This is a genomic window from Robiginitomaculum antarcticum DSM 21748, from assembly GCF_000365025.1.
Lineage (GTDB): Bacteria > Pseudomonadota > Alphaproteobacteria > Caulobacterales > Maricaulaceae > Robiginitomaculum > Robiginitomaculum antarcticum.
The window spans coordinates 1-11,683 of the sequence record NZ_KB823011.1; the positions used below are offsets into that span (position 1 = coordinate 1).

Here is an 11,683-nt window from a genome sequence, read left to right on the forward strand (position 1 = left end):
CCACCCCCTCCGCTTCGACCTTGGGTCTCAGCACCTCCCCCGCCTTGGCGGTGGAGCCAGATGAAAGCTAACCCTAAAACAAGAGGTCAGGCGAAGGCGTTACGGAAAAAATTGACTGAAGCAGAATGGACATTATGGCATAAGCTAAAAGCCAAACAATTTTTCGGACTGCATTTTCGAAAGCAACATCCAATTGGACCATATATTACTGATTTCGCTTGCGTAAAAATAAAAGTGATAATCGAAGTGGATGGTGACAGTCATTATTTTGAAGTTGGCGTGAAAAAAGACGAAATTAGAACTGAATATTTAAATAATTTGGGATGGACGGTTTACCGTTATTCCAATGATGAAATTTACCATGAGGTCGATTCCGTGTTGGACGACCTTTATATAAAACTTGAGCCGCATCTTGCGGCCTCCACCGCCAAGGCGGGGGAGGTGAGCGCGTAGCGCTCGGAGGGGGTGGCGACATCCTCATGGAGACAATAAATATGACAAATTTAGTAACAACGAAAATTGAAAACGGCGTTGCCATAATCACGATGGATGACGGCAAAGCCAATGTGCTGTCGACTGCGATGATTGGCGAGCTTAACGATGCTTTGGACGCCGCTGAAGACGCAGGCGCGATTGTCGTTTTGACCGGACGCGACGGCATGATGAGCGGCGGCTTTAACCTCAAAGAAATGCAGGCCGGGCCGAAGCAGGCCATGACGCTGACCTCTTTAGGGTCAAAACTGGCCCGCCGGATTTTAGCCTTTCCCCGCCCCGTCATTTATGCGGCGAGCGGGCACAGTATTGCCATGGGCGCGTTTCTGGCGCTGGCCTGTGATTATCGTATGATCAAGGCCGGCAGCTTTAAAGTCGGTCTGAATGAGACCATGATCGGCATGACCATGCATAATTTTGGTATCGAGCTGGCCCGCTACCGCCTGCCGCTGCATTACTTTAACCGCTGCGTCATCAATGCCGAAATCTTTGATCCCAAAGGCGCCATTCATGCCGGCTTTTTTGACCGCGTTGTTCCCGAAGAGCAGTGGGCTATGGCCGGCCCGATGGCTGCGCAAATGTTTGCGCAGCTCAATAAAGACGCGTTTAGCAATACCAAAATCCGCTCGCGTAAAGCCGTTTTTGAAATTCTGGATCAAGCGATTGAAGACGATCTTGATCCGGCCAAAATCCACGCTGTTTAACTCGGGATTGCCTCATTCATAAATTTGTAAAAGCCAATAAAAAAGGCCGTGATTTTGCGGTCGGTGATATTCATGGCTGTTATAAGCTTTTGAAAAAAGAGCTGCGCAATGTTGGATTTAATCCGAAAAAAGACCGCCTGTTTTCTGTCGGGGATATTATTGACCGCGGGCCGGATAGTGTGAAGTGTTTGAAACTGCTGGACGAGACATGGTTTCATATGGTGCGCGGCAATCACGAACAAATGTTGATCGAGGCTTACCGCATGGGGCCGGAACATAGCTTTTGGAAAAGCTATGGGAAATGGACGAAAAAACTCTCTAAATCCGAGCTGGCCGATTGGGTCAAGCGACTCGAGGATTTGCCGATTGCCATAACACTCGCCGTGAAAAATGGCGCGGTCGGGATATGTCATGCCGAAACGCATGGCCGCAACTGGCGTAAATCGCGCGATAAGTTTGAAAGCATCAACGTCATGTTATGGGGACGGCGTATATTACGAAACAAGCCGGACTTTAGGGTTAAAGGCGTCGACTTTACGCTTCATGGACATACACCGCTGCGCCAGCCTCAATGGGTTAAAAATCGATATTTTATGGATACAGGCGCCTGCATATCAAACACTCTAACAATTGTGAAAATCAAAGATCTCCAAAAAGAGTATAAACAAAGGTGTAAAACGCCGTGATCCGTAAATCATACGCCCTATCTGACGGCGAAATATCAGCTTTGCATTTTGGCCCAGAAGGCCCGGCGCAGATGATCTTTTGTCACGCGAACGGATTTAACGCCCAGACTTACCGCGCTATATTAGATCCTCTGGGCGTGCCCGTTATTGCGCTGGACCTGCGCGGTCACGGACAGTCTATTTTGCCGCTGCCGGATTTTAAAGCTCTGTCGGGGTTTCATATTTTCGGTGATGATATTGCGCAGTTTATCCGTCTTTACGTGACGTCGCCAGTGGTTGTCGCGGGGCATAGTATGGGCGCCGTTTCGGCTATATTAGCCGCCCGGAAACAAGGCGGCATGTATGCCGGATATGCCGGTTTTGATCCTGTAACCCTTCCGGATGCGCCCCGTCTGTTATCGCGCTTTGAATGGTTTAGGCAATTGACCATGCGGCGCTTTGCTTTGGCGCGTAAAGCCGGGTCGCGAAGGCGGGAATTTGACAGTCACGCCGCCATATTTGACCGGTATCAAGGCCGGGGCGCTTTTAAGAGTTTTTCAGATCAGAGCCTGCATGACTATTTGAATGGGGGGCTGACGGCGCTTCCGGCCGGGCGCGTAGAGCTGTCGTGTGATCCGTTATGGGAGCAAGCCATATATGCGGCGCAAAGCCATAATATCTACAAGGCTGCTACGGCCTTACCTGCCAATAGCCGTCTGATTTACGCAGAGAAATTTGGGCCCTCAACGAAAAGCACGCGCGCCAAAATGCAGCGTAACCTTAGAGGAGGAACATGTGAATTTTATCATGGAAAAGGCCATTTCTTCCCGATTGAAGAGCCGGACTTTGCCATTGAAATTCTCAAAGACGTGCTGGCAAAAGCGAAGCTGTCTTAACCCGGCATAGTCTCGCGGACTTGCGCGCGCAGAAGATCAATCGGGGCCATGCCCTTATCCGTTTTGAAATGCCAGTAAGTCCAGCCGTTACAGGCCGTAGCCTGCTGTACATAGGCGCCGACCTGATGGATGGAGCCGCGTGTATCTGATGTAGCCAAACTGCCATCGGCGCGCACATTTGCAACGTGGCGACCATTCGGGGAGAAGAGTTTGTCGCCGGGTTGTAACAGGCCGCGCTCGATAATTGTGCCGAACGGGACGCGCGGCGCGCTGCGCTTTGAAGGGGTAACTTCAAGGCTCTCTGCATTTGAGGCCGTTATGCGGTCGATGCGGCGCTTGGCGTGAGCGATATAGCTGTCTTCACGCTCAATACCGATCCATTTGCGGCCCAGTTTTTTGGCGACGGCGCCGGTCGTGCCTGTGCCGAAAAACGGATCAAGAACGATATCGCCCGGATTTGTGGAGGATAGCAGCACGCGGTGCAGCAGGCTCTCCGGCTTTTGGGTCGGATGCGCTTTTGCGCCGTCCTCGCCTTTGAGGCGCTCGTGACCTGTACAAATTGGCAGCGTCCAGTCGGAGCGCATCTGCACGCCTTCATTGAGCATTTTCATCGCGTCATAATTAAATGTGCCGCGTGATTTCTCATTCTTAGTTGCCCAGATGAGAGTCTCATGGGCATTGGTAAACCGTGTGCCGCGAAAATTGGGCATAGGGTTCGTCTTGCGCCAGATAATATCATTTTGGATCCAGAAGCCCTGGTCCTGCAGGATACCGCCAACGCGGAATATATTGTGATAGCTACCCATGACCCAGATCGCGCCATTGGGTTTTAAGATGCGGCGCGCCTCGGTCATCCATTCATGGGTGAAGAGGTCATAAGCGTCCATCGTGTCGAAACGGTCCCAGGCATCGGTGACGCCCGCGACCTTACTGTTATCGGGCCGCGACAGGTCTCCGCCCAACTGGAGATTATAGGGCGGATCGGCAAAAACTAAATCTACGCACTCATCGGGCAGACGGCTCATTTCCTGGATGCAGTCGCCTTGAATAATTCTATTTGTGCTGATGACGCTCATGATTCGCTCTTTGCTGTGTAGAGGTCATGAGTGCAGCGATATGGTTATCAAGGTGTAAAGAATTGAAAGTCTTCGTCTTTTTAGAGCTTTGCGTTAAGGTTTTGTCAATTGTGGTTAATATCCACACCCCATTTTTTAAGACCTGTTAACGCGCGCAGCCGCGCAAGGCGCAAATGACAAGCGGTGTAAAGGCGAGGGGCCCAGATCTGCCACGGCTGCGCGGTGAGCGGCGGTCGGATAGCCTTTATGCTGGGATAAATTAAAACCGGCAAAACGTTTATCCGCCGACACCATCAAACGGTCGCGTGTAACTTTGGCGACGATGGAGGCCGCTGCGACGGACAGCGATAGCGAATCGCCTTTGACCAAGGTCTGAACGTGGCAAGGTAAATCCGGCGCGCGGTTGCCGTCGACCAGCGCGCTATCGGGCGTGACCGGCAGGGCGAGAAGGGCCCTCTGCATGGCCATCATGGTTGCGCCGAGGATGTTAATGCGGTCAATTTCTTCAGGTTCTGCAAATCCGACACCGATTAATGCTGTCTTTTGTAATGCGTTCAGCAAGTGTTCACGCGCAGTGCGCGATAAAGACTTGCTATCGTTGAGTCCGTCCGGCCAGCCTTGGCGCGGGAGGATGACAGCCGCAGCGACAACAGGCCCTGCAAGGGGCCCGCGTCCGGCTTCGTCAATTCCCGCGACAAGACCCGGTAGACGGCATTCATAAGTCAAGTCGGGCATAGACGTCCTTCAAGGCCTGTTCATCTTGATGATGGCATTAATTTATGGACTGATTCCTGCTAAAATGCAGAAATTAGCCTTTTTGACACATTAGGCTTCTGCTAAGGCAGGCCGCAAATTTAAAGTGTAGGAGAACACGATGATTAAATCACGTTTCGCAATTTTGGCCGCGGGCGCATTTATGACAGCTGCACTCGCAGCGTCTGCATCAGCAGTTGAAACCCCCGCAGAATGTACGGCGCAGGGTGGCGATCTGATCGAAGTTAATGACGGCAAAGTCTGCTTTGTTCCGCTTATTGCTGAAGAATTCCAGAATGACGAAGACTATGCCGAGCTTAAAGGCGTTTATGACTGTAAGGGCGGCACAGTCCGCAAGACCAGCATTGGCGATTTTTGCATGATTTATGTCGAGCGTACGCCGAAGCCGGACGCTGTCGAGACACTTGCATCTGAAATGGACGCAGATGGCGAAGCCGTCGACGACGCTATTCGCAATGAAGCTTCCGAAGAGGCCGGCGACCAAGGCTAGCCTCATCGCTGACGAAAAGTTTAAGCCTGCCTTGGATGCCAAGGCGGGTTTTTTCTTGCCCCTATCATTAACCGCGTTAGGCATAGATTATGATCTTTGCCGTCATTCCCTCGCTTGACCCGCCAAAACGCTTTGCCCCGCTTCTGGACAATCTGCGCGCCGCAAATATCGAAATTGTGGTGAGTGACGGGGGCTCTGACGTCGCAGCTTTGCGCATAGCAATTGATCACGGCGCGCGGATTGTCTGCGGGCATAAAGGGCGCGGCCATCAACTGGCGCGCGGCGCGGCCTATAGCGGCGCGGGGGCGCAGGATTGGCTGCTCTTTGTTCATGCGGACAGCGAGTTACCGGAGAATGTCTCGGCGCTGCTTGAGCGTCATATGGCCCGCCATCCTCAGCGCGCAGGCTATTTTCAATTCCGCCTTGATGACACGGGGCTATGGCCGCGCTTTACCGAGTTTTGGGTGGGGATGCGGTGTATGTGGCTTAACCTGCCCTATGGCGATCAGGGCCTGTTTATTCGCAAGGATTTATATGACTCTGTCGGCGGATATAACCGACAACCCCTGTTTGAGGATGTCGATATGATCCGACGGCTTGGCGGGTATCGCATAAAGACACTTGGCGGGCATCTTACGACCGATGCGGGAAAATATCGCCGCGACGGATATCGCAGGCGGACATTTTCTAATCTGGGCCTGATTATCGCCTATTTAAAAGGCGAGAGCGCGCAAGACATCGCGAAACGGTATTCATGACGCCGCGCCTTGTTGTCTTTACCAAAGCCCCGGTTCTGGGCGGCGCGAAAACGCGTCTGGCTGCGGGCATTGGGAAAGTCCACGCAAACCGGCTTTACCGCGCCATGATCCGCGCCGTCATTCGCCGGACGCGCGACCCCAGATGGGAGACACAGCTTTGGGTCGCGCCCGATGCGGCGGCCAGCGCAAAATTCGGCGGGGTGTGGCCTGATGATCTACGCCGTATACTGCAGGGCAGCGGCAGTCTGTCGCCGCGTCTGACCCGCGCCATGGCCGCCAAAGGCCCGGTGATTGTCATCGGAACAGACGCGCCTCAAATCCGCGCGCGCGATATAGCCCAAGCGCTGAGATTGCTGCGCCATAATGACCTGGTCTTCGGCCCCTGTGACGATGGCGGCTTTTGGCTCATTGCAGCGAACGGCCCTGTCGATAGCGCACTATTTGAAAATATTGCATGGTCAACGGACACCGCGCTCGCCGATGTGCAGCGCAATTGTGTCGGCCGCGTGGCTTACCTTCGCACGCTCATTGATGTCGATGATATAGAGGCGTTGAGACAGGTGCGGCAGAGCTAGCCCTCACTCCACTCGCACGCAGTCATGCCGGATCATGGATGACCATCCTGTTTTCGTTTGCGCGTCGGCGGCCCACATCATGCCGGTCTGGGTCGGCCAAAAGCCAAAACGGGCGAGGCCGGACGGCATGTGCGCGCTAAACCCCATCGCGCCGTCATGCATATCGGACACATCAGCCAGCGTCCCGATAGAGGTTCCGCCATCGCTGGTAAATGACCAAAACGTTGGAATCTTGTCGCGGTTTAGGCCGTAATGCGCGATTTCCTGATAGGTTTTTTTGCCCTCGCCAATGTCCCAATTGGCCTCCAGACGGATAAATTTCCCGTCCAAAATGGGGCTATAGTGCCGCTCGCATACAACTTTGCCCATCGGTGTATCGGAAACGGTGGCGACCCAAGTTCCGATAAGCGGAGCCATGAATCCCATTTTACCCCGTCCGGCTTTCCACGCTGGCATTGTTTCCTCCCTATTTAACTCCAAGCATATCTTTTAGAATTTTAGTCTGTTTGTCAAAAGCGACGCTGCCGGGGGCGATCAGCTCGACATGGCCTTCATCAGCAATGATGTGAATATAGGCTGCGTCGCCTGCCTCAGTTGCTTTCGCTGTAAATTGCTGTCCCAGCACAGGTGGGGCGATGGTGTCGCGCGCGCCATTAACGCTATGAATGATGACGCCCATCGGGAGCAGACGGTCGCTGGATGTTTCGGCCAGAACGTCGGCGCGTGTCCGGTTGGGTAATCCGGTCAGCGAGTCTTTTATCGACGTCAGACAGCCGGGTAAGGTGAGCGGTTCTGACGCATCTAAATCCGCCAGTCCGCCGGAATTGACCACCCCGATCAAATCAATCTGCGGCTTGGTATACAGCGCGCTGCCTTCGGGCAGGTTTTCACGCCCCGCCAGCCATGTGATTAAATGCCCGCCGGCGCTGTGACCCAACCCGGCAATGCGGTTTAGATCCAGATTATATTTCTGCGCATAGTCAGGAAGCAGATCCGCAGCGCGTGAGACATCTATGAAGGTTCCGGGATATCCGCCGCCTTCTTCGTCAACGCCGCGATATTCGATGTTCCACACGGCCATGCCGTTTTCCCGTAAATGTTCGGCAGCGTAATTCATCAATGTGCGATCGGCGATAGACTTTTGCCAGCATCCGCCATGCACCATGATGACAACAGGATGAGGGCCTTTGCTTTGCGGAATCCAGACATCCACGATATCCGTCTCTGCATCGCCAAATGTAACGCTGGTCGTGGGAGCAGGTTTGGTACGCGACGTCAGATCGCCCCAGCTCATCACGGGTTTGGCTATGGCGATAGGGACCTCGACCTTAACAGGAGTCGTGGCCGTGGGTTCTGGCGTTTTGGCCTGACAGGCGGACAGCAAAAGCACGGCGAGAGGCAGGGTTTTCAATAATGTCATATGGCGGTTCCTTTGCCCAGACTCTACTGGCAATTGACTAGGCTGTCATGCAAAACAATCGGATGAATATCACTACCCGAGAACAGGCCATTGCCGCCGATAAGACCGACCCGTTAGCCCCCGCGCGGGATAATTTTATCCTGCCGGACGGCGTCACCTATATGGTCGGGCACTCGCTTGGACCGCCGACCAAAGCCGCGCTCGAAGCTGTCGATAAATGCGCGCGCCAGTCTTGGGCAAACGGCCTTGTCGGATCATGGAACAGCGCAGGCTGGTTTGATCTGGCGGCCAATCTGGGTGACCGTCTGTCGGTTATGATTGGGGCCGCGCCCGGCGAAGTCATGGTGACCGATACGGTCTCGATTAATCTGTTTAAACTTGCCGCCAGCGCATTGCCCTTGACCCAAGGCGCGCGCCAAATTTGTGTTGATGCCGACGAGTTTCCAACCGATCAATATATCGCGCAAAGCTTTGCGGATATGGCCGCAATTCAGTGTAACCGTGTTGAAGACGGCGGGGATAAAGCCGCCATCGCAAAGGGCGGCGTCTATATCAAAAGCGCAGTCAATTACCGGTCCGGCGCGCGGGTTGATATGGCCGGCTATGAGGCGCTTGCGCGTAAATCCGGCGCGCTGATCATCTGGGATCTGAGCCACGCTACGGGCGTTATGGCGTTTAATATGCACGGCGTCGGGGCCAAGCTTGCGACGGGATGCACGTATAAATATCTGAATGGCGGGCCGGGCGCGCCGTCATTTATTTATGCGGCACAGGATTTAATTCCAAACTTAAATACGCCGCTTCCGGGCTGGATGGGTCATGCCAAGCCTTTTGATTTTAATCCGCATTATACTCCGCAAGACAGCGCCGCGCGATTTGCCTCCGGCACGCCGCCCATCCTATCGCTTTGCGCTTTGGACGGCGCATTGGAAAGTTTTGATGGCGTCGATATGGCGGCGCTTGACGCAAAATCCGGCGCGCTGGGCGGTCTGTGTATTGCCCGCGCCGACGCGCTGGGCCTGACGGTTAGCTCTCCACGCGAGGCTGCACAACGCGGCGGGCATGTCAGCCTTCAAATCGATAATGGATATCCCATCACCCGCGCGCTTCATGCCCGCGGTTATCACACGGATTTCCGCACCCCCGACACGATACGCTTTGGCTTCTCGCCACTTTATATTCGCTACGCCGATGTCTGGGACGTGATGGATGCGCTCGGTGATTTACTTGCAAGTGGAGAGTGGGACAGACCAGAGTTTCATGCCCGCAGTAAGGTGACTTAACTCTCCATCCGTGCCTTCAAACTGAGCATATCGCGCCACATATCAGCCTTTAACTCGGGACGGCGGAGCAGGAAGGCGGGATGGTAGACGGGCAGGGCGGGTATGGTTTGACCGTCGCCCAGATCAATATCCTGCCATTGACCGCGCAGTTTCATAATGCCTTTTTGGCCGGTCATGGCCTCCAGAGACACGCCGCCGACAAGCACGATAAATTTCGGCGCGGCCAGCTGCACATGGCGGGTAATGAAAGGGCGGAACAGGGCGATTTCTTCGCTACTCGGTTTACGGCTCCCGAGCGGGCGGTAATTAATCACATTGGTGATATAAATATCATTTTCGCCTAGCCCGATAGACGCGAAAATCTTGTCGAGCAATTGCCCTGATTGGCCGACAAAAGGTTTGCCCGCGCGGTCTTCCTCTGCGCCCGGCGCTTCGCCGATGACCATGATATCGGCTTTGGCATTGCCGCGGCAAAACACCGATTGCGTTGCATTGGCCGATAAATCACCGGCGCCAAAATTGGTGATCGCTTCGCGTAGCGCGTGCAGCGTCGGCGCGCTTTGCGCGATGGCCTGCGTGTCCATATTTGCGGGCGGGCTCGCTATAGATGTTTTGGAGGGCTTTTGCGCCGCGGGCAATTGCGCCGCTTCGCGCCGCAATTTAGGTTTGGCCGGCATCATGATGTCCGGCGTGTCGACTCCGGCGTCGTCCCACCATTTGAGCGCGCTCTCAAACGCAGCTGATATATCCGTGCGCGGCGTCAATTTTTTCCAATACGCATGATAGACGAGACGTTATTTTCGATATGCTCGATAATGGCGTCGCCGATATCTTTGCCCGTGGCTTTCTCTATGCCTTCGAGGCCCGGTGAGCTGTTGACCTCCAAAACTTTGGGGCCGGTATCAGAACGTAGAATATCGACGCCTGCGACATTTAATTTTAAAACCCGCGCGGCTTTTATCGCGGTGCGGCGCTCGTCTTTTGTGACGCGTATTTTCTTGGCCGAGCCCCCCTGATGCAGGTTGGAGCGAAATTCGCCGGGCTGCGCCGTGCGCTGTATCGCGCCGACAACTTTATTGCCGATGACGAAAAGCCGGATATCGGTGCCGCTGGCCTCTTTGACAAATTCCTGAACCAGAAAATGCGCGTTTAAACCACGAAAGGCGTCTATGAGGGATTCGGCTGCTTTTTTCGTCTCGGCCAGAACCACGCCCTTGCCCTGTGTGGATTCCAGAAGTTTGACAACAACGGGCGATCCGCCGACCAAATTGACGATGCCTTTGGTATCGCGTGATGTCATGGCAAATGCAGTGTTAGGCATGCCGATATTATGCATGGCAAGCACTTGGTGCGCGAGGAGTTTATCGCGGCTGCCGCCGATGGCGGCGGCGCCGTTCAGGCAATACACGCCCATGGTCTCAAACTGGCGTACAATGGCCATGCCGTAAAACGTCATGCGCGTGCCAATGCGCGGAATAATGGCGTCATAACGCGGCAGGGGTTTTCCCTCAAAATGTACTTCGGGTTTATGGGTATTAATCGCCATGTAACAGCGTGAGGTCTCGATACATTCAACCACATGGCCGCGCGCTTCTGCGGCCCGGATCATAGACTGATTGGAGTAATTATTCGGCTCTTGAGTTAAAATCCCAATGCGCAGCGGGCGACGCTTCATATTCAGGGTTTTGCGGCGGCCTTTGCGGTAAATATCAAAGTTTAAAACCGGATTGATGAAAGACTGCGACGGCACAACCATCATATCGGGCATAATAGCGGAGCGCCCGATGAGCATGCGGTAGCCCATTGTTTCGCGGTTCGTTAGCGTAAACTGCGTCTCAGCAATATGATTTCCGATCTTCAGATTAGTCGAGATCAGATAGCGTGACTCGGCCACCCCGTTAGAGCTCACCACTGTGCGGCGGCCCAGCACTTTGGCGCTGCAGATAATCTCAACGCTGGGATCGTCGGGATCAGGATGCACGACAAAGCGTACTTGCGGGTTTTTCTCTCCGCCAAAGGGCTCAATCGCAACCGCGTGCAGCGCCGAGGTCTGCGCCCCTGTATCGACTTTGGCCTTAATCGCAGGCAGGCCCAGATCGGGCAGAGCGGCCCATTCTTCCCAGCCCAAAGCGAATGTGGCGGCGGAGGTCTTTTGTATTTCGTCAGTCATATGCGTGCCTAGCGTAATCGGCTTATCGTGCCGAGTCTAAATCCTGCCTAAACTGTGGATGTATAAGAGGATGGGGGCTGGCAGTTTTATATCAATTTATAATCACTATCGAAGGTGAAGCGCCAAACCCTCATACCATCATCCCGTCGGAGGGCGGGACCCAGTCAGCGATTTAAGGGCTTGGATAAATTGAATTTTGGAGAACAGCACGTTCTTTAATCCAGACTCTATTCTCTCATAACGAAACTTTGTTATTCTAGGCCCCGCCCTCCGGCGGGGTGATGTGTGAGAAAGTATTTAGAAAAGAGTTTATAAAATTACTTCGGCACTAATACTGCTAGCCTTTATCGGCTCGGTAGAAGGTGGCGATTAACCTAAAC

Annotated in this window: 14 protein-coding genes; 8 read left to right on the forward strand and 6 right to left on the reverse strand. The window is 53.9% G+C overall.

Features of this window, described 5'->3' with window-relative positions:
* The first annotated feature begins 60 nt into the window (after window positions 1-60).
* From H142_RS0100005 to H142_RS13635, 4 genes are all read left to right on the forward strand, one after another.
* On the forward strand, window positions 61-453 hold the full coding sequence (locus tag H142_RS0100005) for an endonuclease domain-containing protein (protein ID WP_017930033.1): 393 nt from the start codon (window positions 61-63) through the stop codon (window positions 451-453).
* A gap of 41 nt (window positions 454-494) precedes the next feature.
* On the forward strand, window positions 495-1,196 hold the full coding sequence (locus H142_RS0100010; protein WP_026147654.1) for a crotonase/enoyl-CoA hydratase family protein: 702 nt from the start codon (window positions 495-497) through the stop codon (window positions 1,194-1,196).
* A 68-nt stretch (window positions 1,197-1,264) separates the two neighbouring features.
* Window positions 1,265-1,882 (forward strand): metallophosphoesterase, encoded by a 618-nt coding sequence (locus tag H142_RS0100015; protein ID WP_267878805.1) that lies wholly within the window; start codon window positions 1,265-1,267, stop codon window positions 1,880-1,882.
* Window positions 1,879-2,757 carry an alpha/beta fold hydrolase gene (locus H142_RS13635; RefSeq protein ID WP_017930036.1) on the forward strand — a complete coding sequence of 293 codons (879 nt, stop codon included), beginning with the start codon at window positions 1,879-1,881 and terminating at the stop codon, window positions 2,755-2,757. The genes H142_RS0100015 and H142_RS13635 overlap by 4 nt, the downstream gene beginning before the upstream one ends.
* Here H142_RS13635 and H142_RS0100025 read toward each other — a convergent pair.
* Window positions 2,754-3,833, reverse strand: coding sequence for a site-specific DNA-methyltransferase (locus H142_RS0100025; protein WP_017930037.1), 1,080 nt, complete (start codon window positions 3,831-3,833; stop codon window positions 2,754-2,756). The genes H142_RS13635 and H142_RS0100025 overlap by 4 nt on opposite strands.
* Before the next feature lie 135 nt (window positions 3,834-3,968).
* The gene (locus H142_RS0100030; RefSeq protein WP_017930038.1) at window positions 3,969-4,568 is read right to left on the reverse strand and encodes a ribonuclease HII; all 600 of its coding nucleotides are present in this window, start codon (window positions 4,566-4,568) and stop codon (window positions 3,969-3,971) included.
* 139 nt (window positions 4,569-4,707) lie between these two features.
* On the opposite strand from H142_RS0100030, the gene H142_RS0100035 reads away from it, so the two are divergent.
* The 3 genes from H142_RS0100035 to H142_RS0100045 all read left to right on the forward strand — a co-directional run bounded on the left by H142_RS0100035 (window position 4,708) and on the right by H142_RS0100045 (window position 6,430).
* On the forward strand, window positions 4,708-5,097 hold the full coding sequence (locus H142_RS0100035) for a hypothetical protein (RefSeq protein WP_017930039.1): 390 nt from the start codon (window positions 4,708-4,710) through the stop codon (window positions 5,095-5,097).
* Window positions 5,098-5,186: 89 nt separating this feature from the next.
* Window positions 5,187-5,855 (forward strand): glycosyltransferase, encoded by a 669-nt coding sequence (locus tag H142_RS13640; protein ID WP_017930040.1) that lies wholly within the window; start codon window positions 5,187-5,189, stop codon window positions 5,853-5,855.
* Window positions 5,852-6,430 carry a TIGR04282 family arsenosugar biosynthesis glycosyltransferase gene (locus tag H142_RS0100045; protein WP_017930041.1) on the forward strand — a complete coding sequence of 193 codons (579 nt, stop codon included), beginning with the start codon at window positions 5,852-5,854 and terminating at the stop codon, window positions 6,428-6,430. Before H142_RS13640 ends, H142_RS0100045 begins: the two co-directional genes overlap by 4 nt.
* Window positions 6,431-6,433: 3 nt before the next feature.
* Here the strand turns inward: H142_RS0100045 and H142_RS0100050 are convergent, their stop codons facing one another.
* Both H142_RS0100050 and H142_RS13645 read right to left on the reverse strand, forming a co-directional pair.
* Complete coding sequence (locus H142_RS0100050) at window positions 6,434-6,886, reverse strand: hypothetical protein (RefSeq protein WP_156811834.1); 453 nt, start codon at window positions 6,884-6,886, stop codon at window positions 6,434-6,436.
* Between the two features lie 10 nt (window positions 6,887-6,896).
* Window positions 6,897-7,850 (reverse strand): alpha/beta hydrolase, encoded by a 954-nt coding sequence (locus H142_RS13645; RefSeq protein WP_017930043.1) that lies wholly within the window; start codon window positions 7,848-7,850, stop codon window positions 6,897-6,899.
* A 62-nt stretch (window positions 7,851-7,912) separates the two neighbouring features.
* On the opposite strand from H142_RS13645, the gene H142_RS0100060 reads away from it, so the two are divergent.
* Window positions 7,913-9,133, forward strand: a complete 1,221-nt coding sequence (locus tag H142_RS0100060) for a kynureninase (RefSeq protein WP_017930044.1) — start codon at window positions 7,913-7,915, stop codon at window positions 9,131-9,133.
* On the opposite strand, the gene H142_RS0100065 is transcribed toward H142_RS0100060, so the two are convergent.
* Together H142_RS0100065 and rimK are read right to left on the reverse strand one after the other, a co-directional pair.
* On the reverse strand, window positions 9,130-9,897 hold the full coding sequence (locus tag H142_RS0100065) for a uracil-DNA glycosylase (RefSeq protein WP_017930045.1): 768 nt from the start codon (window positions 9,895-9,897) through the stop codon (window positions 9,130-9,132). The genes H142_RS0100060 and H142_RS0100065 overlap by 4 nt on opposite strands.
* Window positions 9,894-11,303: a 30S ribosomal protein S6--L-glutamate ligase gene (gene rimK, locus H142_RS0100070; RefSeq protein WP_017930046.1), complete on the reverse strand. Its 1,410-nt coding sequence runs from the start codon at window positions 11,301-11,303 to the stop codon at window positions 9,894-9,896. Before rimK ends, H142_RS0100065 begins: the two co-directional genes overlap by 4 nt.
* Between the last annotated feature and the right edge of the window lie 380 nt (window positions 11,304-11,683).

What these genes read in the sequence shown, in the direction of transcription:
- H142_RS0100005 (WP_017930033.1), top strand. Translation starts at nt 61, where the DNA reads ATGAAAGCTAACCCTAAAACAAGAGGTCAGGCGAAGGCGTTACGGAAA.
- H142_RS0100010 (WP_026147654.1), top strand. Translation starts at nt 495, where the DNA reads ATGACAAATTTAGTAACAACGAAAATTGAAAACGGCGTTGCCATAATC.
- H142_RS0100025 (WP_017930037.1), bottom strand. Translation starts at nt 3,833, where the DNA reads ATGAGCGTCATCAGCACAAATAGAATTATTCAAGGCGACTGCATCCAG.
- H142_RS0100030 (WP_017930038.1), bottom strand. Translation starts at nt 4,568, where the DNA reads ATGCCCGACTTGACTTATGAATGCCGTCTACCGGGTCTTGTCGCGGGA.
- H142_RS0100035 (WP_017930039.1), top strand. Translation starts at nt 4,708, where the DNA reads ATGATTAAATCACGTTTCGCAATTTTGGCCGCGGGCGCATTTATGACA.
- H142_RS13640 (WP_017930040.1), top strand. Translation starts at nt 5,187, where the DNA reads ATGATCTTTGCCGTCATTCCCTCGCTTGACCCGCCAAAACGCTTTGCC.
- H142_RS0100045 (WP_017930041.1), top strand. Translation starts at nt 5,852, where the DNA reads ATGACGCCGCGCCTTGTTGTCTTTACCAAAGCCCCGGTTCTGGGCGGC.
- H142_RS0100050 (WP_156811834.1), bottom strand. Translation starts at nt 6,886, where the DNA reads ATGCCAGCGTGGAAAGCCGGACGGGGTAAAATGGGATTCATGGCTCCG.
- H142_RS13645 (WP_017930043.1), bottom strand. Translation starts at nt 7,850, where the DNA reads ATGACATTATTGAAAACCCTGCCTCTCGCCGTGCTTTTGCTGTCCGCC.
- H142_RS0100060 (WP_017930044.1), top strand. Translation starts at nt 7,913, where the DNA reads ATGAATATCACTACCCGAGAACAGGCCATTGCCGCCGATAAGACCGAC.
- rimK (WP_017930046.1), bottom strand. Translation starts at nt 11,303, where the DNA reads ATGACTGACGAAATACAAAAGACCTCCGCCGCCACATTCGCTTTGGGC.